The sequence below is a fragment of the Streptomyces sp. HB132 genome, assembly GCF_016909575.1.
Lineage (GTDB): Bacteria > Actinomycetota > Actinomycetes > Streptomycetales > Streptomycetaceae > Streptomyces.
This window is the reverse complement of the sequence record NZ_JAFBGA010000006.1, coordinates 269,744-290,985: the sequence shown is the minus strand read 5'-3', so window position 1 is coordinate 290,985 and position 21,242 is coordinate 269,744. Positions and strand designations below refer to the sequence as shown.

18 protein-coding genes and 1 pseudogene are annotated in these 21,242 nt (G+C 71.4%); 16 read left to right on the top strand and 3 right to left on the bottom strand.

Annotation, left to right across the window (positions count from 1 at the left end):
- Positions 1–848 precede the first annotated feature (848 nt).
- The 7 genes from JOC24_RS16680 (at position 849) to JOC24_RS16650 (ending at position 9,759) form a co-directional block, all read left to right on the top strand.
- Positions 849–1,652, top strand: coding sequence for an ABC transporter ATP-binding protein (locus JOC24_RS16680; protein ID WP_205021086.1), 804 nt, complete (start codon positions 849–851; stop codon positions 1,650–1,652).
- Complete coding sequence (locus JOC24_RS16675; protein WP_205021085.1) at positions 1,652–4,162, top strand: FtsX-like permease family protein; 2,511 nt, start codon at positions 1,652–1,654, stop codon at positions 4,160–4,162. The genes JOC24_RS16680 and JOC24_RS16675 overlap by 1 nt, the downstream gene beginning before the upstream one ends.
- Before the next feature lie 92 nt (positions 4,163–4,254).
- On the top strand, positions 4,255–5,523 hold the full coding sequence (locus JOC24_RS16670; protein ID WP_205021199.1) for a sensor histidine kinase: 1,269 nt from the start codon (positions 4,255–4,257) through the stop codon (positions 5,521–5,523).
- A complete protein-coding gene (locus tag JOC24_RS16665; protein WP_205021084.1) occupies positions 5,487–6,131 on the top strand; it encodes a response regulator transcription factor in 645 nt (214 codons plus the stop codon). Before JOC24_RS16670 ends, JOC24_RS16665 begins: the two co-directional genes overlap by 37 nt.
- Positions 6,132–6,257: 126 nt before the next feature.
- Positions 6,258–7,025, top strand: coding sequence for a thioesterase II family protein (locus tag JOC24_RS16660; RefSeq protein ID WP_205021083.1), 768 nt, complete (start codon positions 6,258–6,260; stop codon positions 7,023–7,025).
- Between the two features lie 91 nt (positions 7,026–7,116).
- Positions 7,117–8,922, top strand: a complete 1,806-nt coding sequence (ggt, locus tag JOC24_RS16655) for a gamma-glutamyltransferase (protein ID WP_205021082.1) — start codon at positions 7,117–7,119, stop codon at positions 8,920–8,922.
- 159 nt (positions 8,923–9,081) lie between these two features.
- On the top strand, positions 9,082–9,759 hold the full coding sequence (locus tag JOC24_RS16650; protein WP_307792708.1) for a glycoside hydrolase family 75 protein: 678 nt from the start codon (positions 9,082–9,084) through the stop codon (positions 9,757–9,759).
- On the opposite strand, the pseudogene JOC24_RS16645 reads toward JOC24_RS16650, so the two are convergent.
- Positions 9,713–10,199, bottom strand: a pseudogene (locus JOC24_RS16645) (M24 family metallopeptidase); the annotation flags it as partial. The gene JOC24_RS16650 and the pseudogene JOC24_RS16645 sit on opposite strands and share 47 nt — an antisense overlap.
- Positions 10,200–10,288: 89 nt before the next feature.
- Here JOC24_RS16645 and JOC24_RS16640 point away from each other — a divergent pair.
- The 9 genes from JOC24_RS16640 to hydA all read left to right on the top strand — a co-directional run bounded on the left by JOC24_RS16640 (position 10,289) and on the right by hydA (position 19,142).
- Positions 10,289–10,669: a PPOX class F420-dependent oxidoreductase gene (locus tag JOC24_RS16640; protein ID WP_205021080.1), complete on the top strand. Its 381-nt coding sequence runs from the start codon at positions 10,289–10,291 to the stop codon at positions 10,667–10,669.
- Positions 10,670–10,802: 133 nt separating this feature from the next.
- Entirely contained in the window at positions 10,803–12,161 is a 1,359-nt protein-coding gene (locus tag JOC24_RS16635; protein ID WP_205021079.1) for a hypothetical protein, read from the top strand.
- A gap of 388 nt (positions 12,162–12,549) precedes the next feature.
- Complete coding sequence (locus tag JOC24_RS16630) at positions 12,550–12,732, top strand: hypothetical protein (RefSeq protein ID WP_205021078.1); 183 nt, start codon at positions 12,550–12,552, stop codon at positions 12,730–12,732.
- Entirely contained in the window at positions 12,729–13,460 is a 732-nt protein-coding gene (locus JOC24_RS16625; protein WP_205021077.1) for a hypothetical protein, read from the top strand. Before JOC24_RS16630 ends, JOC24_RS16625 begins: the two co-directional genes overlap by 4 nt.
- Positions 13,457–14,377, top strand: coding sequence for a DUF6895 family protein (locus JOC24_RS16620; protein WP_205021076.1), 921 nt, complete (start codon positions 13,457–13,459; stop codon positions 14,375–14,377). The genes JOC24_RS16625 and JOC24_RS16620 overlap by 4 nt, the downstream gene beginning before the upstream one ends.
- A gap of 4 nt (positions 14,378–14,381) precedes the next feature.
- On the top strand, positions 14,382–15,410 hold the full coding sequence (locus tag JOC24_RS16615; RefSeq protein ID WP_205021075.1) for a serine hydrolase domain-containing protein: 1,029 nt from the start codon (positions 14,382–14,384) through the stop codon (positions 15,408–15,410).
- Positions 15,411–15,543: 133 nt separating this feature from the next.
- Positions 15,544–16,386, top strand: coding sequence for a nitrilase-related carbon-nitrogen hydrolase (locus tag JOC24_RS16610; protein ID WP_205021074.1), 843 nt, complete (start codon positions 15,544–15,546; stop codon positions 16,384–16,386).
- Positions 16,383–17,666 (top strand): aspartate aminotransferase family protein, encoded by a 1,284-nt coding sequence (locus JOC24_RS16605; RefSeq protein WP_205021073.1) that lies wholly within the window; start codon positions 16,383–16,385, stop codon positions 17,664–17,666. Before JOC24_RS16610 ends, JOC24_RS16605 begins: the two co-directional genes overlap by 4 nt.
- Positions 17,667–17,741: 75 nt before the next feature.
- Positions 17,742–19,142 carry a dihydropyrimidinase gene (hydA, locus tag JOC24_RS16600; RefSeq protein ID WP_205021072.1) on the top strand — a complete coding sequence of 467 codons (1,401 nt, stop codon included), beginning with the start codon at positions 17,742–17,744 and terminating at the stop codon, positions 19,140–19,142.
- A gap of 161 nt (positions 19,143–19,303) precedes the next feature.
- On the opposite strand, the gene JOC24_RS16595 is transcribed toward hydA, so the two are convergent.
- Both JOC24_RS16595 and JOC24_RS16590 read right to left on the bottom strand, forming a co-directional pair.
- Entirely contained in the window at positions 19,304–19,915 is a 612-nt protein-coding gene (locus tag JOC24_RS16595; protein WP_205021071.1) for a hypothetical protein, read from the bottom strand.
- A gap of 226 nt (positions 19,916–20,141) precedes the next feature.
- Complete coding sequence (locus JOC24_RS16590) at positions 20,142–20,972, bottom strand: alpha/beta fold hydrolase (RefSeq protein ID WP_205021070.1); 831 nt, start codon at positions 20,970–20,972, stop codon at positions 20,142–20,144.
- Between the last annotated feature and the right edge of the window lie 270 nt (positions 20,973–21,242).

Genomic DNA, 21,242 nt, shown 5'->3' with positions numbered 1-21,242 from the left:
GCCGGAAGCGCGCCGCTCCACGGCGTCGTCACTCACCCGCCTCACGGAAATGCGACATCCAGGCCTGAATATCACACCGAATAGTGTCCGGATGCACACCCAGTCGTACAGCGACATCTTGCGCGGCGAGTTCCGTCTGCCAATCACTGCGCTGCAGGGCAAGCCACATCGTCGTACCGCGAGGACCGCACCTGTGGCGTTTTCCCGTAAGTGGCACGAACAGTTCCAGGTGCCCGTCGGGCCGCACGCTGGCGATCAGCCCGTGGTTACGCCCCATGCCGCACCGGCCTCGCGTGTGCGGTGCCGTCATACCTCTCGGCCGTGGGGAAGCCGGCTGTCCTGGACACAGAGAATCCCATCGCTCGACGTTTTTCGGATACTTCGACGTTACCCGTTCGCTCACATTGTGGCACTGGCAGTGACCGCATTTTTACGGTGGGGTAAACGATTCGGACAGAGGGGCGGAAGTTGCACTGTCCTGCGGGTATTTCTGCCCCCTTGACAAGGAGTCGGTATCTCTTTCGAGAAAATGGTGTTCCGGCCCCGGTCCAGCACAGGGAGACCGTGCAGTGGCTCGAAGGGTGGCCTCCCCCTGCGGAAACCGCCGAAGGCGCCACCAGGATCACCGAAATCGTGAAGACTTTCGACCCTCTTCACGACGCCTCGACGTGAACTCGGAAAAAGCTCCATGGCATGGAACTGCTGCACGACTCCACATACATGCGTACGGAGGTAGAGAAACCTCTACCTCGAATCGGCGGTATAAGGCCAATGTGCGGCGGCCCAGCCGCTCCTAATCTGATCCACAGACACCGCGTGGGAAGCGCGTCATTTCATTGGGGAGCACGATGCACACATCACACGACCTCCGTCGGACGGAGGCGGTACGACTGGACACCGTGTCGAAGATCTATGGACGAGCGGACAGCCAGGTGGCCGCGCTCCGGGAACTCTCCATGAGCTTCGCCGACGCCACCTTCACCGCGGTGATGGGACCGTCCGGTTCCGGCAAGAGCACCTTCCTGCACTGCGCCGCCGGCCTGGTCAGGCCCACGTCCGGAACCGTGACCGTCGGTGACACCGACCTCGCCGGCCTGGACGACACCCAGCTGACCATGCTCCGCCGCGACCGGATCGGCTTCATCTTCCAGTCGTTCAACCTGCTGCCCGCCCTGACGGTGATGCAGAACATCACCCTGCCGCTGCAACTCGCCGGAAAGCGGCCCGACAAGAACCTGATCCGCACCGTCGTCCAGCGCGTGGGCCTGGCCGACCGCCTCGGCCACCTGCCGTCCGAGCTGTCCGGCGGCCAGCAGCAGCGCGTCGCCATCGCGCGCGCCCTGGTCACCCAGCCCGCCGTGGTCTTCGCCGACGAGCCCACCGGAGCGCTGGACACCCGTACCGCGTCGGCCGTGCTCTCCCTGCTGCGCGAATCCGTCGACACGGCCCGCCAGACCCTGGTCATGGTCACCCACGACCCGGTGGCCGCCTCGTACGCCGACCGCGTCGTCTTCCTCGCCGACGGCGCCTTCGCAGGCGAACTGCACCGGCCCACGGCCGACGCGGTCGCGGCGCGGATGACACGGCTCGGTGCCTGGGAGGACGAGAACCGTCAGCAGGCCGCCCCCATGACGACCGGAGGGCTGTACTGATGTGGCGGCTCGCCCTGCGCACCCTGAAGTTCCGGCGGACCAGTTTCGTCGCGACCTTCCTCGCCATGTTCCTCGGCGCCGCGATCGTCATCGGCTGCGGCGGCCTGATGGAGACCGGCGTCCGGATGGCCGCAGACCCGCTGCGCCTGAACAGCGCCCCGGTCGTGGTCACCGGCGAACAGTCCTACGACGGAGCCGCCCTGACCGAACGTCACCGCATCGACCCGGCGCTGCTCGGTGAGGTGGCTCGAGCGGACGGCGTCCGCGAGGCCGTCGGCGACGTGTCCTTCCCCGCCACCGTCCTCAAGGACGGCAAGGCGCTGACCGGCGAGGACACCTCGTACGGCCACGGCTGGGCCGGTGCCCGGCTCACCCCCTATACCCTCGCCGCCGGCGCCTCCCCCGTCGCCGGCGGCGAGGTCGTACTCGACTCCGGGCTCGCCGAGCGTGCCGGTGCGGGACCGGGCTCCGTCGTCGAGATCGCCGTCAACGGCGACACCCGGCGGTTCACGGTCAGCGGTGTCGCCGGCCAGCGGGGCGACAGCAACCCCCACGCCGCGCTGTTCTTCAGCGACGCGCAGGCCCGCACCTTGGCCGGCGGCCGGATCGACTCGATCGGCGTACTGCCGGAGAACGGCACGGACACCGCGGCGGTCGCCGGCACGGTGCGCTCCGTCGTAGGCGACCGGGCCGAGGTGCTCACCGGCGAGCGGCGCGGCCTGGCGGAACTGCCCGGCACCCTCGCCAGCCAGCGCACCGTCGTGATCCTGGCGGCCATCTTCGGCTCGTCCGTGGTGCTGATCGTGATGTTCGGCGTCGCCTCCACCCTCGGGCTGTCGCTCCAGCAGCGGACCCGGGAGATGGCCCTGCTGCGGGCCGTGGGCTCCACCCCGCAGCAACTGCGCCGGATGATCCTCATCGAGACCGCGGTGCTCTCCGTGGCCTCGGTGCTGCTCGCCCTGTACCCGGGATACCTGCTCGGCCGGCTGCTCTTCGGCGTGCTCACCTCCAGCGGCGTCGTCTCGTCGGCGATCGTCTACCACGCCGGCTGGATGCCGATGGCCGTCGGCGCCGTCGTCACCGTGCTCGCCGCGGCCGGGGCCACCCGCTTCGCGGGCCGTCGCGCCGCCCGCACCGAACCGGTCGCCGCCCTGGCCGAATCCGCTGCGGGCACCCGCTGGTTCAGCGTGCCGCGGCTGCTGATCGCGCTGTTCTTCCTCGCCAACGGCATCGGCCTCGCCGTCGCCACCGCCACGGTGATGGAGGACGGCCCCACCCTCGCCAGCACCGCCGGACCCGCCTCCGTGCTGTTCTGCATCGGCCTGGCGCTCCTCGCCCCCGGCATCACCAAGGCGATGGTCACCCTGCTGCACCTGCCGGTGCGCGCCTTCTCCGGCATCCCGGGCATGCTCGCCCTGCGCAACGCCACCACGGCCAACGTCCGTATGGCGGGTGCCGTCGCACCCATCGTCCTGCTCATCGGCATCGCCACGGGCACCCTCTACATGCAGGCCACCGAGGACCACGTCTCCCAGAGCTCCTACGACCAGAACGTCCTGGCCGACTACGTCCTCGACTCCACCACGGGCGGATTCGCCCCCGCCGTCGTCGACCGGGTCCGGTCGACCCCCGGCGTGGCCGCCGCCTCGGAGTTCGTCACCAGCCGCGGATTCGTCGACGCCCCCGACGGGCGTGCCGACACCGAACTGCGGGGCGTGTCCGCCGAAGGCGTGCGGCAGAGCCTCGACCTGCGGCCCGTCGCCGGATCCCTGACCGGCCTGCGCGGCGACACGGTCGCCCTCTCCGACAAGAAGGCGCAGGAGTACGGCGTGGGAGTCGGGGACCGGCTTCCGCTGCGCCTCGGCGACGGCACCGCCGTACGTCCCACCGTGGTCGCCCTCTACGCCGACAACCCCAAGCAGCAGTACGTGACCCTGCCCGCGGCGACCCTGGCCCCGCACACCAGTGACGGGCTTCCGCACCAGATCCTGGTCCGCTCCGAACAGGGCGGCCCGGCCGAACTCCGCGACACGCTGGCCGGGCTGGCAGCGAGTGTGCCCGGCACCGAACTGGACGACGGGGACTCGTTGGCCGGCCGGAACAACCAGATCCAGCAGATCCTGGTCGCCGCGAACTATACGATCGTCGCCATGATCGTCGGATACGCCGCCATCACCGTCGTCAACACGCTCGTGGCGGTGACCCGCAAGCGCCGCGCCGAGTTCGGCCTCCAGCAGCTGACGGGGGCTACACGCCGCCAGGTGCTCGGCATGCTGACCGTCGAGGGCGTACTCATCGGAATCATCGCCACCGTCCTCGGCACGATCGCCGCGGCGACCACCATCGTGCCGTACAGCATGGTCAAGTCCGACTCCTATCTGCCCTCAGGATCCATCTGGATCTACCTCGCCATCGTCGGAGGGTCCCTGGTGCTGGTCTTCGGCGCCACGCTCCTGCCCTCGTGGCGCGGCATGCGCACGCCCGCCGTCGACACGGTGAAGGCCGCGTGAGCCGTATCCGAACCGGGCCGTCCCCGGCACCCCCGTCCGGGGACGGTCCCGCCCTCGCCCCTCCTCGCGTACGGGAGGACGGGCGCACGCGACTGAGCCGGGCCGCCCAGGACACACTGGTCGGCGCCCTGATCGCCGCCGGGGCCCTGGCCTCGGTCGTGCTCTTCCTCACGACCACGTACTTCGTCATCCTCTGCCTCATCGGGATCGGCTTCCTCGCGCTGCCCCACCTGACCACCGCGGTGCGCTGGGTCTGCGACCTGAACCGGCGTGCCGCCGCCCGCTCCGGAGTCCCGGTGGAACGGCCCTACCGGCCCGAACCGGAGGAGATCGAGCGGGACATCGTCGGCTGGGTGCGCCGCTGCAAGTGGATCCTGGCCGACCCGGCGACCTGGCGGGACCTGCTGTGGCTGTTCCTCAACAGCGCCGTCGGCCTGCTGCTCGGCAGCGCCCCGGCCGCACTGCTGTACTACGCGGGGGAGGGGCTGGTGCTGGCCTGCGGCCTGTGGAGGCCCGTCGCCGCCGACGGCGTGGGCCGCTGGTACGCGTTCATCACCGTGGACAGCTGGACCGCCGCGCTCGCCGCGGCCCTCGCCGCACTCGTCGTGTTCGCCGGCTGGGTCCACCTCAGCCCCTGGATCCTGAAGGGCTACGCCTACTTCGTCCTGTTCCTGCTGGGCCCGACCCAGCGCGCCCGCCTGTCCTCCCGGGTGCGCCACCTGTCCGAGACGCGCTCCGGAGCGCTCGACATCCAGGCCGCCGAACTGCGCCGCATCGAACGCGACCTGCACGACGGCGCCCAGGCACGGCTGGTCAGCCTCGGCCTCACCCTCGGCGCCGTCGACCGGCAGCTGGACCGCAACACCGACGAGGCCCGCCGGCTGCTGCACGACGCGCGCAGCTCCTCCGTGCAGGCCCTGCGTGAGCTGCGCGGCCTGGTCCGGGGCATCCACCCCCCGGTGCTCGCCGAGCGCGGACTCGCCGACGCGGTAAGGGCTCTGGGCCTCGCCAGTCCACTGCCCGTGAACGTCACGGCGGTCCTGCCGGGGAAACTGCCCGATCCGGTGGAGTCCGCCATCTACTTCTCGGTGTCGGAGCTGCTCACCAACGCGCTCAAACACGCCGACGCCCGACGGGTCGAGGTGGATCTCCGTCACGCGGACGGCGCCCTGCACGGTCTGGTCACCGACGACGGCCGAGGTGGCGCCGAGATGTCGGCCGGGAGCGGCCTGGAGGGCATCCGGCGGCGGCTGGCATCCTTTGACGGCGTCCTGGAGATCAACAGTCCCCCGGGCGGTCCGACCGTCATGAAAATGGAGTTGCCGTGCGCGTTGTCCTCGCCGAAGACCTCTTCCTCCTGAGGCAGGGAATCATCCAACTGCTCGAGGCCTACGACTGCGAGGTGGTCGCCGCCGTCGACAACGGGACGGACCTGAGACAGGCCATCGCCGAACACCGTCCCGACGTGGCCGTGGTGGACGTGCGCTTACCGCCGACGTTCACCACCGAGGGCCTGCAGGCCGCCCTGCTCGCCCGCCGCGAGCAACCCGGTCTCCCGATCCTCGTCCTGTCCCAGCACGTCGAGCAGATGTACGCCCGCGAACTGCTGGCCGACGGCACGGGCGGCATCGGTTACCTGCTCAAGGACAGCGTCCTGGACGACAGGCAGTTCATCGACGCCGTCCGCCGGGTCGCGGCCGGCGGCATGGCCATGGACCCCACCGTCGTGGCCCAGCTGATGACGTCCCACTCCCGCGACGAGCCGCTGTCCGCGCTCACCGCAAGGGAGCGCGTCGTGCTGGAGCTCATGGCGGAGGGGTGCTCCAACACCGCCATCGCCCAGCGGCTGACCGTCACCGAGGGCGCTGCGGCCAAGCACATCTCGAACATCTTCTCCAAGCTGATGCTCCCCCCGTCGAGTGACAACAACCGCCGAGTCCTGGCGGTGCTGGCCTACCTCAAGGCGTGAGTCCCCCGCCGCCTGGGGGGCCCTGGGGGCGGTAGGGGTGTGGCCCGTTTCCACAGGCGGTGAGACTGCTCGGGCACGCCCGGTGCGGCCCGTCCGCACCGCCGCCACGAAGGGACCCCGCACCCCATGAGCACGTCGGCCGAACTCAACCGCCTGTGGATACGCCGCTACCACCCCCGTCCGGACGCGGCGGTCAGGGTGGTGTGTCTGCCGCACGCGGGCGGTTCGGCGAGTTTCTACCAGCCGGTGTCCGCGGGCCTGCCGGCGGACACGGACGTGCTCGCCGTGCAGTACCCGGGGCGCCAGGACCGGCGGGCCGAGCCCTGCGTCGCCACGATCGCCGAACTGGCCGACCGGGTGACCTCCGTACTCCTGGAGTGGACGGACCGCCCGCTGCTCCTGTTCGGGCACAGCATGGGCGCGACCCTCGGCTTCGAGGTCGCGCGCCGGCTCGAGCGCGACCACGGCGTCGTGCCGCACGCCCTGTTCGCCTCCGCGCGCCGGGCCCCCTCCTCGCCCCGCACGGAGGCCGTCCACCTACAGGACGACGACGGCATCGTCGACGAGATGAGGCGGCTGAGCGGAACGGACTCAGCCATCCTCGAGGATCCGGAACTGCTCCGCATGGCGCTGCCGGCGATCCGCGCCGACTACCGCGCCGCCGAAACCTACGTCTACGAGCCGGGCCCCGCGCTGCGCTGCCCCGTGTGGAGCCTCGTGGGCGACAACGACCCCAAGGTGACCCTCGAGGAGGCACAGGCCTGGTCGCGGCACACGCAGCGGGCCTTCGAGTTCCGTGTCTTCAGGGGCGGCCACTTCTACCTGGCCGCGCACCAGCAGGAGATCATCAGGCTGATCGCCGACCGGGCGGCCGTACCGGCCGGCACCGGCTGACCGGTCCGTCCGGACGTGTGGCCGAGGCGGTCCTGACGGTACGGGCGGTGCGGAGTTACCCTGCGCGGACGATTCTTCACAGGAGGTACGGATGCGTCGTTCGGTCGGCCGCAGTGTGTCGTTCCCCATCGTGATCGCCGTCATCGGCTCGCTCGGCGCCGCGGCCCCCGCAGCCTCGGCGCCACCCGTGCCACCTCCCAAGTCCCCCCTGGCGGTGGGATACGGGGGAGCCGTGTCGAGTGTCGACGCGGACGCCTCGGCCGCAGGTATCGAGGTGCTCCGCAAGGGAGGCAACGCCGTTGACGCGGCCGTCGCCACGGCAGCAGCACTGGGTGTCACCGAGCCCTACTCGGCGGGCATCGGCGGCGGTGGGTACTTCGTCCACTACGACGCCAGGACGGGCAGGGTACAGACCATCGACGGCCGTGAGACCGCCCCACGGAGCGCGGACTCCTCGCTGTTCCTGGAGAACGGGCAGCCGATCCCCTTCAACGACGCCGTCACCAGCGGACTCGGCGTCGGCACCCCCGGCACACCCGCCACCTGGGAGAAGGCGCTCGACGCCTGGGGCAGCAAATCTCTCCGGCGGCTACTCGAACCGGCGGAGCGGCTGGCCCGTGACGGGTTCGTCGTGGACGACACCTTCCGCTCCCAGACCGCGGCGAACCAGGCACGGTTCGCCGACTTTCCCGCTTCCGCCGAACTCTTCCTTCCCGGCGGTCAGTTGCCGGTGACCGGATCGGTGTTCAAGAACCCCGACCTCGCCCGTACCTACCGGACACTCGGCCGCGAGGGCGTGGACGAGCTGTACCGGGGCGAGCTGGCCCGGGACATCGTGTCGACGGTGCGGAAGCCACCCGTGGACCCGGCGGCGACGCGTGCGGTGCGTCCGGGGGATCTGACGGCCAAGGACCTGAAGGCGTACCGCGCGCTGCGCCAGGACCCGACGAAGACCACCTACCGCGGCCTGGACGTGTACGGCATCGCGCCCTCCTCGTCCGGGGGCACGAGTGTCGGCGAGGCCCTCAACATCCTCGAGTCGACGGACCTTTCGAAGGCGAGCGAGACGCGGTACCTGCACCGCCTCATCGAGGCGAGCCGGATCGCGTTCGCCGACCGGGGCCGATGGGTCGGCGACCCCGCGTTCGAGGACGTCCCGACACGGGAGTTGCTGAGCCAGCGGTTCGCGGACTCGCGCGAGTGCCTCATCAAGGACGACGCGGTGCTCACCAGCCCGCTCGCTCCGGGTGACCCGCGCCACCCCGCCCGCTGCGCCACCGGGGGAGATGCCGCCCCGACCACGTTCGAGGGTGAGAACACGACGCACCTGACGACCGCCGACAAGTGGGGCAACGTCGTCGCGTACACCCTGACGATCGAGTCGACGGGCGGCAGCGGCATCACGGTGCCGGGGCGGGGGTTCCTGCTCAACAACGAGCTGACCGACTTCTCGTTCGCGCCGGCGAATCCGGCGGTCCACGACCCGAACCTGCCCGGCCCGGCCAAGCGTCCGCGCTCGTCGATCTCGCCGACCATCGTGCTGGAGCACGGAAAGCCCGTACTGGCGCTGGGATCGCCGGGCGGTGCCACGATCATCACCACGGTCCTGCAGTCCCTGACGGGCCACTTGGACCGGGGGCTGCCGCTCGTCGAGGCGATCGCCGCCCCGCGCGCCAGCCAGCGCAACTCGGCCACGACCGAGATCGAGCCGGGGCTGTGGGACAGCCCGGTGCGCAAGGAGTTGGAGGCGATCGGGCACGTGTTCAAGGCGAACCCGGAGATCGGGGCAGCCACGGGCGTCCAGCGCCTTCCGGGAGGACGCTGGCTCGCGGCGGCCGAAAAGGTGCGGCGCGGTGGCGGGTCGGCCATGGTGGTATCGCCGAGCGGCGGTTCGTGACCGATCGGCACAAGCAGAGGCCTCGGGGCCGGAAGGGCGTGGTTCGTCGCGCCCTTCCGGCCCCGAGGCCTTGAAGCGGCCGGTCGCCCACCCGCCGGCCGCGCCGGCAAGGAAGGCCCCCCGGGGTCCTTCGTGTCCAGTGAAAGGGCATCTACGACGGTGCGTACGCGAATGCTCGTCCTCTCCGCGCTCTCCGGCGCCGCTCTGCTCGCCGCGACACTCCCGGCCGAGGCGGCCGGGGACGCGGGAAGCCCGGTCGGGGCCGCCGAACTGCTGGCCAAGGTGCAGAACTGCACCCGGATCTCCCAGGGGAAGTACCGGACGGACCAGAGCGCGGCAGCCGCCACGGTCCCGGTCTGCGGCACCGACGAGGCCGTGTTCTGGGAGGCCGACATGGACATCGACTGCGACGGTCAGGTCAGCACCGTCTGCAACACGAGGACGGACCCCTCCTTCCAGCCCCAGACGGCGTTCCAGGGGTCGGACGGCAAGTACCTGGACTCAGCCGAGGTGCCGTACGTCGTCGTCCCCGGCCCCGGCCCGCTGTGGAACTACACCACTGCGGGGATCAAGGGCGGCGGTGTGGCCGCCGTCATCCACGACGGGAAGGTCCGCTACGCGGTCGTCGGAGACACGGGGCCCACCGGAATCATCGGAGAGGGCTCGTACGCCCTGGCCAAGGCGCTCGGCATCGATCCGGACCCCAGGACCGGCGGTACGGCCTCCGGTGTCACCTACATCCTCTTCAGGAACTCCAAGGCCTCACCGATCGAGAGCCCTGCCGCCGCCGTCAAGGCCGGTGAGGAACTCGCCCGGAAGTTCGCCGGGGGAGCCTGAGTGCGCAGGGTCGGAGCGCCGTCAGGATGCGGGGCCGTCATCGGTGACGGCCCCGTGTGTTCGGCGTGGGCCAGCCGGTTGCCATCACTCGCACGGAGGGTCCAGCCGTCGGGGTCCGCGTGGAAGACGTACTGGCCGCCGACGATCGGCATCGGCTCGATGGCCGGCACCATCACGTGCCGCAGCGGCGTGCCCCGGTCGAGCCGGACGGGCCCTCGTGCACCGACCTGCCGATACCGTGCCCGCCCCGGGGTGCCGTGACCCGCGCCCCGGCGCCCCGTGCCGATCGCGTGCGCGAGGTCGCCGATCCGTTCGCCCGCGTCCGCCGCCGCGATGCCCGCGTCCAGCGCCGCGAACGCCGTCCCGCTCAGCCGCACGTCCTCGGTCCTGGGGCGGCCGGCGGTGAAGCCGACGGCCGAGTCACCCGCCCAGCCGTTCAGGGGCCCCGGCATCGGACGAGCCGAACCCCGGGCCGCTGTCCGACCAGGGGAGATGCCGCTGACGGTATGAGCCGAGTAGGGTCGCGCCCGTGACTCTCCAGGACTTCGCCCGCAGCGAATACGTCAGTCTGACCACCTACCGGAAGGACGGCACGCCCGTCGCGACGCCCGTCTGGGCCGCGGCGGACGACGAAGTGCTGTACGTCTGGACGCGCTCCGACTCCTGGAAGGTCAAGCGGCTCCGCAAGGACAGCCGGGTCCTCGTCACCGTCTGCGATGCGCGCGGTCGCGTCGCCGAGGGAGCAGCGAGCGCCGAGGGGACGGCTCGGCTGCTCGACGGCGACGCGATGGCGGCGGTACGCAAGATGCTCGCTCGCAAGTACACCTGGAAGTTCTGGCTCGTGGACTGGCCCGCCATGGTCGTGCGTCTCGGCAAGCGGCCCCACACGGGGATCGCCATCACCTTCTGAGGGGGCGCCGGCCCGGTCGTGCGCTTCGGGTGCACCGTGCCGGAAGAGCGCGCGTAGTCCGCTCGTAACACGCCTGCGGTCGAATGCCCGCGGACTGGAACGTCCCAGTCCCCGGCGACCGGTGAGGGCGGCGATGACAGAGCATCAGCATGCTGCGGAAGTAAGGGCGTTCGCACGGTACCTACATGACCTGGCCGCTCTGCTCGATCCCGGCCGCGGCTGGTACGGAGTCTTCTGCGCGCGCGATCCCGAAGGCATGCGCGCCTGCTTCGCCGGCATCGATGTCCCGCCCTGGGACGTGGTCGAGTCGTTGCTCCAGGACCTCGCAGCGGTGCGGGGCACCGCATTCGCCGCAAGGGAATCCGTACGGGCCGCCGCGCTGTGTGCCGCGTCCGCGGCCGCGCACGACAGGCGCCCCGGCGGGCGCCAGGCTCTGGCCGACCGGCTGGACGTGATGCGCCGTGAGCAGTCGTACGCGGCCGGGCGGATGCGTGCCGCCGACGCGAACGGGGCGCGTGAGCGGGACGAGGAGACGGAGGCGCCGGCCTGGGCGCGGGACGACCACGCCCGTGCCACGGCGCGCTGTGCGGAGCTCCGCAACCGGATGGCGGCGCTCGGCAGGCCGGCACCGGACAGCTGGTTCCGGGAGCAGGACGACGAGAACACGCCGGACACCGGGGACGGGTCCCCGGTACCGGGGCCGCGCCGTCCCGAAGCGGCCGATGGCCCCAGGCCCGGCCCGGAGAGGACGCCTGCTCCCGCGCCCAGGCGCAGGAAGCCTCGTGGCGCCCGCTTCGCCGGCCTGGAGATCGAGGACGAGGTGGAGGCGGAGCCGGTCCCGCCGACCGGGCCCGGCCGACCGGCGCCCTCGCCGGGCACCGCCCCCAGAGGAGCGCGCTTCAGCGGTGCGCGGGCCGAGGGGAGCGAGGTCCCTGCCTCCAGTGCCCCGGAACCCGGACCCGCCGCACTCAGGGCCGCCGAGAACGCCGTGGCCCGGCTCGTACGGCTGCGCACGGACGGCCGTAGCGGTGAGGCGCACGTCGTGCTCTGCGAAGCGGCCGCATGGCCCGCGGGGCATCTGCCGGCCCTCGCCGTCGCCCTGCACGGAGCGGGCCTGGCCGCCGACTGGGCGACCCTGCTGTGGGAGGTCTCCTCCCTGCCACCCGCCGAACTGGCCGCTGCGGCAGGTGCGTTGGCGGCAGCCGGCCGCGCCGACGACTGCGGGCAGCTGCTCCGGCAAGGAGTGGCCCGGCCTGCCGGCGAGATCGCCGACGCCGTGGCCGTCCTCGAACGCGCCGGTCTGGGGCCGGAGGCGCGGGCGCTGCTATGCGCGTTCGTCCGCGTCCGGACGCCGCAGGACGCGGCGCGCGTCGCTGAGGGGAGAGCGCGCCACCTCGTCCCCCAACTGCTCGCCGCGGCACGCGAGGTGTCCGCGGCGCGAGAGCGGGACCTGGTCCACGCGCTGCGGGTCGCGGGGCTGACGGCGCCGTAGGGCACGGCCCGGATCGGCGGGCCCTTCCGTGCCGGGCCGCCGTCGCCACACCGCCGCCCGGGACGCCTGCGGCGGCGTGGCGACGGCGGCCCGGAGCACCGGCCGACCCGCCGATCCGTCACCCCGGTCGGGGGCGGAGGAAGCCGCCCGACCGCGCGGTGAGGTGACGGACGCTCTGTGGGGCGCCCGGGCGGACAGCGGTTTCGAAGGCCGGGCGAGACCTTCGTCCCGGCGGCGTGGAGCGCTGTCGCCGGCCGTCCGGAGCCTGTGGCCCATACACGTCGTCAGTCCACGCGGGGTTGGGGAGATAAATCTCATTCCACCCTTTATCGGCGTTCGAGGCATCACCACACATGTGGTAAGTGTCCCCCAGTGATGTGGAGGCACCATGCTTACCCAGGAGATCGCTCTCACCGCGACACCGGCCCAGACCACCACGCTGGGCGCGCTGATGGCCGAGCCCGAGGCAGCCGTCAGTGACGCCCCGCTCTACACCCCCGAGGCCGCGGGCTTCCTGCTCGCGCTCCTCCTCCTGTCTCCCAAGGAGCCGAAGGAGCCCCGGGGCAAGTGAGTTCCCACTCCGCATTCGCCGAGGCGGCCGACGCCCTGGCAGTCAGCGTCCTCGGTGCCCTCAGCGGCACCGGGGGCGCTGCACAGCTGGCGCGGTACGTCGACGACGCCCCGGACACCCTCGCGGCTCTCGCGGCCGTCCGGGTGCTCGGAGCCGACGTCTTCAGCCCCCACCTGCTGGCGGGCCACCCCTTCCAGGCGCAGGACGCGGCCGTCGTGGCCAAGGCCTTCGACGCCTTCCCCGCCTCCGAGGCCACGGAGGAGGCGGCGGTCGCCCACCGCGACCACGCGACCGCGGTCCTGCTCGCGCGGCTCTCCGGGGACGACACCCTGCGGGCGGTCGCGCCCGCCCCGGCGGACGACCCCGCGCTCAGCCGCACCGCGGACTGGAGCGGCTGGTCCGTCCGGATGGCACAACTCGCCCCGCTGGCGACGCTCGGCCTCGACGGTCCGGTCCACGAGGCCGCCCGCGCCGGAGCTCTGCCGCTGAGCCGCGGTGTCAGCCGCTCGATCCTGCGCCGTGACTTCCCGACCGCGCTGCGCCTCGTCCGCTGGCTGGCCTGGCTGAGTCACGAGGGCGCCGGACTGCCCCTGGACCCGGACCTCGCGGCCGAGCACGTGTGGCTGGTGGGCGGGGCGGGCCCGCGCGCCGCCCTGGACCTGGCGATCGCCCGCCACTTCCTCGCACCGCAGCCCGGTGCTGCCGCCGAGGAGGCGGCATCCACATGACGACGATCCCAGAGCCCGTCACCCGGGCGGCCCGCAGCATGGCGGACCGTGCGCTCTCGTGGCTGCACGCGAACCGGGACCTCGGAGGCCTGCCGCCGGGCACGACCGAGACGATGGCCGACCCCGACAGTGTCTACAAGCCGCTGGGGGAGACGACCCTCGCGGCCTCCCTGATCCTGCGCGACGGAGTGGCGGGGCCCGGCCGTCTGGCCGCAGCCCAGAGCCTGATGGACTTCACCTGGGAGCAGTTCAGGCGCGGCGACATGATCTACGAACGCCAGCTCCGTCACACGCTGATGACGGACCCGCTCGAGATGTACGCCCCGTTCGTCCGCTGCGGCTACCGCCACGAAGGGCTCGACCGCCTCCTGGCCCACCGTTCCCGCATGCGGTCGGTGAACAGCGTCGAGGTCCTGCCGAACCGGCGGCTCGCCGTCGCCAACGCCGCCCGCGTCGTGGGCCTCGGGCACACCGAGGACCTGAACGCCGTGGCCGCCACGACCTGGCTCGGTGCGAGACCGGAGCCCTGGGCCATCAACTGGATCACCGCGTACGCGATGACCCACACCGTCTTCCACCTCACCGACTGGGGCGGGAACCCGGGCGGACTGCCGCCCGAACTCGCCGACCACGTACGCACCTGGCTCCCCGTGTGGATCGACGTCTGGCGCGAGGTGGGGCAGTGGGACCTGGTCACGGAGCTGCTCGTCGTCGGCGCCTCGATCGAGGACCCGTACTGCCCCACGGAGGACTGGGAGGCCGTCGCGGCGCTGCAGCACCAGGACGGTCTCGTGCCCCGTGACAACGAGCCGGTGGACGACGACCCGCAGCAGCGGTTCACGGACCATCAGCACACCGTCGTCGTAGCGGCCGTCGCCGGATCCATCGCGCTGGCCAGGGCGGCGGGGCAGCGGTGAGCGTGTGACACGCCCGCCGCTGACCGCCTCCCTCCAGCCGCTCCTGGCGGCTTCCCCCGGGCCGGCGACGGCGGTCGCGGCTGTGCGGGGAGCCGAGCGCGCCGTGCTCCGCAGCGGTCCGGTGGGGGAGAGCACCCGGTTCGAGACGGGCTCGCTGACGAAGACCTTCACCGCACTGCTGCTCGCGGAGATGGCCGCCCGGGGCGAGGTCCACTACGGCGACCGCGCCGACCGTTACCTCCCCTTCCGGCTCCCGGGCCCGCCGCTGACCCTCCTCCACCTCGCCACCCACACCTCCGGTCTGCCGCGCCTCCCCCCGGGCCTGCTCGGCCGGGCGCTCCGCAGCGGGTGGCTCAGCAACCCGTACGCGGGTTTCCTCGAGGACGACCTGCTCGCCTCGCTGCGCCGTACCCGGCTCCGGCACCGGCCCGGCAGCCGGGTCCTGTACTCCAACTTCGGCGGAGGCCTGCTGGGTCAGGTGCTCGCCAGGGCGGCCGGCGGCTCCGGAGACGACTACCCCGCCCTGCTGGCCGAGCGCGTCACCGGCCCGCTCGGCCTCGCGGACACGGACTGCGATCCCGGCCGTCCCCAGGCGACCGGCCACTGGCACGGCCGTCCACGCCCCTCCCTCCTGATGCCCGGGCTGACGGCGGCGGGAGCCGTGCGGTCGAGCGTCCGCGACCTGCTGCGCGTCCTGGCCGCGCTGCTGGACCCCGACACCGCCCCGGAACCCGCGCTGCGCACCGCGCTCGCCGAGGTGCAACGGCCCCGGCTGAGCGTGCCGAGAACCGGCTCCCGGCTGTGCCTCATCTGGAACCTCCGCCCGCGCCCGGGCGGCGCGCTGATCCACCACTCCGGGGGAACCCGCGGCTTCACCGCCTTCGCGGGCTTCCTCCCCGGCTCGGGCACGGGCCTCGTGGCCCTCACGAACGCGGCTCCCACCCCCCTCGCACCGTTCGTCCAGTCCGCGTACGGGGCGCTCTGCGGACTGGACGCCGCGCCCTGCGCGAAGGAGTGGACCGCTCGGGTGTGAAACATGATCGACTCCGTCGGTTCCCGGCGATGGTCTTGCCCCGCTGTGTGACGGGGCTTACGTTCTCCTCCTGTGCACCGTGTCTACGGGCGTAGAGAAGAGGCTCTCTGACGCCGCGTCGAAGGAGCAGCTCATGTCCCACGTCGTACGCGCCGCACTCGTCCAGGCGACCTGGACGGGCGACACCGAATCCATGATCGCCAAGCATGAGGAACACGCGCGTGAGGCCGCCCGGCAGGGCGCGCGGATCATCGGCTTCCAAGAGGTGTTCAACGCCCCCTACTTCTGCCAGGTCCAGGAGCCCGAGCACTACCGCTGGGCCGAGCCCGTACCCGACGGCCCCACGGTCCGGCGCATGCGGGACCTCGCCCGGGAGACCGGCATGGTGATCGTCGTACCCGTCTTCGAGGTCGAGCAGTCCGGCTTCTACTACAACACCGCGGCGGTGATCGACGCCGACGGCTCGTACCTCGGCAAGTACCGCAAGCACCACATCCCGCAGGTCAAGGGCTTCTGGGAGAAGTACTACTTCAAACCCGGCAACGTCGGCTGGCCGGTCTTCGACACCGCTGTCGGCAAGGTCGGGGTCTACATCTGCTACGACCGGCACTTCCCCGAAGGGTGGCGTCAACTCGGTCTCAACGGGGCCCAGTTGGTGTACAATCCCTCCGCCACCTCCCGGGGCCTCTCCGGCTACCTCTGGCAGCTGGAACAGCCCGCGTCCGCCGTCGCCAACGAGTACTTCATCGCCGCGATCAACCGTGTCGGCCAGGAGGAGTACGGCGACAACGACTTCTACGGCACCAGCTACTTCGTCGATCCGCGCGGGCAGTTCGTGGGCGAGGTCGCGAGTGACAAGGAAGAGGAACTGGTCGTGCGGGACCTGGACTTCGGCCTGATCGAGGAGGTCCGGCAGCAGTGGGCCTTCTACCGGGACCGCAGGCCGGACGCGTACGACGGGCTGGTGGAACCGTGACCGGCCTGCACGAGCGGCATCTCGCCGTCAGCCCCGACTGGATGGCGCTCTACTACCGGCACCCCCTGGAACTCACCCACGGCGAGGGCCGCCATGTCTGGGACGTGGACGGCAACCGCTACCTCGACTTCTTCGGCGGCATCCTCACCACGATGACGGCGCACGCCCTGCCCGAGGTGACCAAGGCCGTCTCCGAGCAGGCCGGGCGGCTCATCCACTCCTCGACCCTCTACCTCAACCGCCCGATGGTCGAGCTCGCCGAGCGGATCGCCGCGCTCTCGGGCATCCCAGACGCCCGGGTCTTCTTCACCACCTCGGGCACCGAGGCCAACGACGCGGCCCTGCTGCTCGCCACCGCCCACCGGGGGTCGAACCAGATCCTGGCGATGCGCAACAGCTACCACGGCAGGTCGTTCTCGGCCGTGTCCGTCACGGGCAACAGGTCCTGGTCGCCCACGAGCCTCTCACCCCTGCAGACGCTGTACGTCCACGGCGGAGTCCGCAGCCGGGGGCCGTACGCGGAGTTGAGCGACGAACGGTTCATCGAAGCCTGTGTGGCAGATCTGGAGGACCTGCTCGGGCACACCCGGGACGCCGCGGCGCTCATCGCCGAACCCGTGCAGGGGGTCGGCGGGTTCACCGCACCGCCCGACGGGCTCTACGCGGCCTTCCGTGAGGTGCTGGACCGGCACGGGATCCTGTGGATCTCCGACGAGGTGCAGACCGGCTGGGGCCGTACGGGCGACCACTTCTGGGGCTGGCAGGCACACGCTTCGAGCGGGCCCCCTGACATCCTCACCTTCGCCAAGGGCATCGGCAACGGCATGTCCGTCGGAGGAGTCGTCGCCCGCGCCGACGTCATGAACTGCCTGGACGCCAACTCCATCTCGACGTTCGGCGGGTCCCCGGTCACCATGGCGGCCGGGCTCGCCAACCTGGCGTACCTGCTGGAGCACGACCTCCAGGGCAACGCCCGGCGGGTCGGCGGCCTGCTCATCGAGCGTCTGCGGGCGGTCGGCGCGGGCTCGCCGGCCGTGCGGGAGGTACGCGGCAGGGGACTCATGATCGGACTCGAACTGGTGAGGCCCGGCACCGACGAGGCGGCCCCGGAGGCCGCGACGGCCGTACTCGAAGCGGCCCGCGCGGGCGGGCTGCTCATCGGCAAGGGCGGCGGACACAACACCAGCGTCCTGCGGATCGCGCCGCCCCTGTCGCTGACCGTCGCCGAAGCCGAGGAAGGCGCGGAGATCCTGGGCGAGGCACTGCACGCGGCCGGGTGACGTGCCTGGGCGGGGGAAGCGCGAACGGTCTTCACGGGTGAGCAGAACCGGTATCGCCACAGCGAGGAGGGGTACATGAGCCGCACCGTCATCCACGGCGGTCTCGTCATCACCGCGTCGGACGAGATCCACGCCGACGTACTCATCGAGGGCGGACGCATCGCCGCCCTCGCCGCCCAGGGCACCGACGCCGCGGCGGGCTGGAGCGCCGACCGGAGGATCGACGCCACGGGGAAGTACGTCATCCCCGGAGGCGTCGACGCGCACACGCACATGGAGATGCCGTTCGGCGGGACCTACGCCGCCGACACCTTCGAGACCGGCACCCGGGCCGCGGCCTGGGGCGGCACCACGACGATCGTCGACTTCGCCATCCAGACCATGGGCCGCTCACTGCGTGAGGGACTCGACGCCTGGCACGCGAAGGCCGACGGCAACTGCGCCGTCGACTACGCCTTCCACATGATCCTGTCCGACGTGAACGAGTCCTCGCTCAAGGAGATGGACCACCTGGTGGCGGAGGGCATCACCTCGTTCAAGCTCTTCATGGCCTACCCGGGCGTGTTCTACAGCGACGACGGCCAGATCCTCCGTGCCATGCAGCGGGCCTCTGACAACGGCGGCCTGATCATGATGCACGCGGAGAACGGCATCGCGATCGACGTCCTGGTCGAGCAGGCGCTGGCCGAGGGGCGCACCGACCCGCGCCACCACGGCGACGTACGCAAAGTGGCGCTGGAGGCCGAGGCCACGCACCGAGCGGTCCAGCTCGCGAGGGTCGCGGGAGCGCCGTTGTACGTCGTCCACGTCTCCGCCGACGAAGCCCTCGCCGAGATCGCCGCCGCCCGCCACAAAGGACTCCCGGTCTTCGGCGAGACCTGTCCCCAGTACCTCTTCCTCTCCACGGACAATCTCGCCGAGCCCGACTTCGAGGGTGCGAAGTACGTCTGCTCGACCCCGCTGCGCCCCCGGGAGCACCAGGAGGCGCTCTGGCGCGGCCTTCGCAACAACGAGCTCCAGGTCGTCTCCACCGACCACTGCCCGTTCTGCTTCACGGGGCAGAAGGAGATGGGCCGCGGCGACTTCTCCAAGATCCCGAACGGCCTTCCCGGGGTGGAGAACCGCATGGACCTCCTCCACCAGGCCGTAGTCGACGGACACATCTCCCGCCGTCGCTGGATCGAGATCGCCTGCGCCTCCCCGGCGCGGATGTTCGGGCTCTACCCGCGGAAGGGGACGGTCGCGCCCGGCGCGGACGCCGACGTGGTGATCTACGACCCGCTCGCCGTCCAGACGCTGTCCGCAGAGACGCACCACATGAACGTCGACTACTCGGCCTACGAGGGCAGGACGATCACGGGGCAGGTCGAGACGGTCGTCTCGCGCGGCGAAGTCGTCGTCGACCGGAGGAAGTACGTGGGCCGTGCCGGTCACGGCGCCTTCCTGCCACGTTCCACGTGCCAGTACCTGGGGTGAACGGACCTCCGCCCCATCCACCCCCCGGTCCGGCAACGGAGTCGACGGGGAACCGGCCGGACGACCGGTCCCCGGACGGGCCGCGGAGCGCGGCCCGGCCGGCGGTCACGCGCTGAGAGGGGGCCGTCCGGTGACGGTGGCACCGGACGGCCGCCGGCGTCCTAGGAGGCGAACTTCCAGATGTACGGCTCGCCGTCCTCCTCGGCCCACTGGACCTCGATCTGCTTGGAGCCCGCAGGCACCAGGTAGGTCTCGCACAGGACGTGGCTCTCGCCCTGCTTCCAGCCCTTGAGGTCGTACGGGTCCTCGCATCCCGCGGCGTCGTCGGCGGCACCGATGAGCATCGAGCCGCGCGTGCCGTCCGCCGAGATGCTGACGCCCCGCTGGACCTCGGGACTCCGCGTGAGGGCGGGGCCCTCCTTGTGGGTGTACTTCACGTGGGCGACGACCAGGACCAGGCCCTTGGCCTTCTCGGGATCGCTCACCACCTTCGCGGCGTCCGCCTCCGTGCCCACGTCGGCCTTCTGCGCCACGATCTCGTAGATGACGGGGGCCTCGCCCTCCGTCACCCTGCCGGTGGCGCTCTCCCCGGTGGCGAGCTCGCCGCCCGACTCGGGCTCCGGCGAAGCCTTGGGCTTGCCGGCCGAGCTCGACGTGTCCTTCGGCTTGTCCGCCGTGTCGGCCGTGTCGTCGCCACCGCCGCAGGCCGTGAGCGCGAGGGCGAGAACAGCCACGGGCGCGGCGAGGCGAAGGGCGGACTTCTGGTGCAGCAAAGTGAACTCCTGGCACAAAGGGAACAGGCCCGCCGCCGCATGCTCCTTCACGGCGGCGGCCGGATGGCAACGCACTGAACGACTGCGCGTCGCGGCCGCGTAGTTCCCGTGTGCATGTCACAGGTTCGTGAACGGGGTGTCCGGCCGGGCCGTCAGGTGTTCCGCGTCCGCCCGCCCTTCGGGCACGAGCGGGCCGAGGATCCCTTCGTCAGCGGGCCTGACGCTGCTACTCCTTGACGAAGGCCAGGAGGTCGGGGTTGATGACGTCCGGATGCGTCGAGAGCATGCCGTGGGGATAGCCCTCGTAGCTCTTCAGCCTGCCGTTCGTGAGGAGCTCGGCGGACAGGGGCCCCGAGTCCTCGTAGGGCACGATCTGGTCGTCGGTGCCGTGGGCGACCAGGACCGGCACCTCGATCCTGGTGAGGTCCTCGGTGAAGTCGGTCTCCGAGAAGGCCTTGATGCACTCGTAGTGGGCGTTCGCCGCGCCCCGCATGCCCTGTCGCCACCAGTTGTCGATGAGCCCCTGCGACACCTCGGCGCCGGGACGGTTGAACCCGTAGAACGGACCCGACGGCACCTCCATGTAGAACTGCGCGCGATTGGCGGCGAGGGAGGCGCGGAAGCCGTCGAAGACCTCGATGGGCAGGCCGCCCGGATTGGACGCGGACTTCACCATGACCGGTGGCACCGCGCTGACGAGTACGGCCTTCGCGACCCGCCCCGGTTCCGACCGGGCGACGTACCTGGCCACTTCGCCGCCGCCGGTGGAGTGGCCGATGTGTACGGCTTCCCGCAGGTCGAGCGCTTCGACCACGGTCGACACGTCGGCGGCGTAGGTGTCCATGTCGTGCCCGGAAGAGCTCTGGTCGGAGCGCCCGTGGCCCCGTCGGTCGTGGGCGATCACGCGATAGCCGTGGGCGAGGAAGAACAGCATCTGGCTGTCCCAGTCGTCGCCGCTGAGCGGCCAGCCGTGATGGAACATGATCGGCTGGGCGTCGCGGGGACCCCAGTCCTTGTAATAGATGTCCGTGCCGTCGATCGTGGTGACCGTGCCCATGGCCGATCCTTCCGCTTGGGACGCATGTGCGCTGGGAGGTGCGGGAAATCGTCGGCCTCGCAGGGGCGGGCTTGCCACCGCCGAGGAGGCCTGGACCGTGATTGAACGTCACAGACAATACCTTCGGGTGGCAAAACGCCCATGATGTGACATCGCGTCCATCGTGATGAGTGGATCTGTCCCGGGGGAGTCTCGCCGAGGGGTGGTCCCGCGCGGGCAGGGGGTCAGGGGGCCCGGCCGCTCCGTACGGTGTCCAAGGCCCTGGTCATC

Excerpts from the sequence above, each read along its gene's own strand:
- JOC24_RS16680 (WP_205021086.1), top strand. The coding sequence starts at position 849 with ATGCACACATCACACGACCTCCGTCGGACGGAGGCGGTACGACTGGAC.
- JOC24_RS16620 (WP_205021076.1), top strand. The coding sequence starts at position 13,457 with ATGACGACGATCCCAGAGCCCGTCACCCGGGCGGCCCGCAGCATGGCG.
- hydA (WP_205021072.1), top strand. The coding sequence starts at position 17,742 with ATGAGCCGCACCGTCATCCACGGCGGTCTCGTCATCACCGCGTCGGAC.
- JOC24_RS16675 (WP_205021085.1), top strand. The coding sequence starts at position 1,652 with ATGTGGCGGCTCGCCCTGCGCACCCTGAAGTTCCGGCGGACCAGTTTC.
- JOC24_RS16635 (WP_205021079.1), top strand. The coding sequence starts at position 10,803 with ATGACAGAGCATCAGCATGCTGCGGAAGTAAGGGCGTTCGCACGGTAC.
- ggt (WP_205021082.1), top strand. The coding sequence starts at position 7,117 with ATGCGTCGTTCGGTCGGCCGCAGTGTGTCGTTCCCCATCGTGATCGCC.
- JOC24_RS16590 (WP_205021070.1), bottom strand. The coding sequence starts at position 20,972 with ATGGGCACGGTCACCACGATCGACGGCACGGACATCTATTACAAGGAC.
- JOC24_RS16630 (WP_205021078.1), top strand. The coding sequence starts at position 12,550 with ATGCTTACCCAGGAGATCGCTCTCACCGCGACACCGGCCCAGACCACC.
- JOC24_RS16660 (WP_205021083.1), top strand. The coding sequence starts at position 6,258 with ATGAGCACGTCGGCCGAACTCAACCGCCTGTGGATACGCCGCTACCAC.
- JOC24_RS16610 (WP_205021074.1), top strand. The coding sequence starts at position 15,544 with ATGTCCCACGTCGTACGCGCCGCACTCGTCCAGGCGACCTGGACGGGC.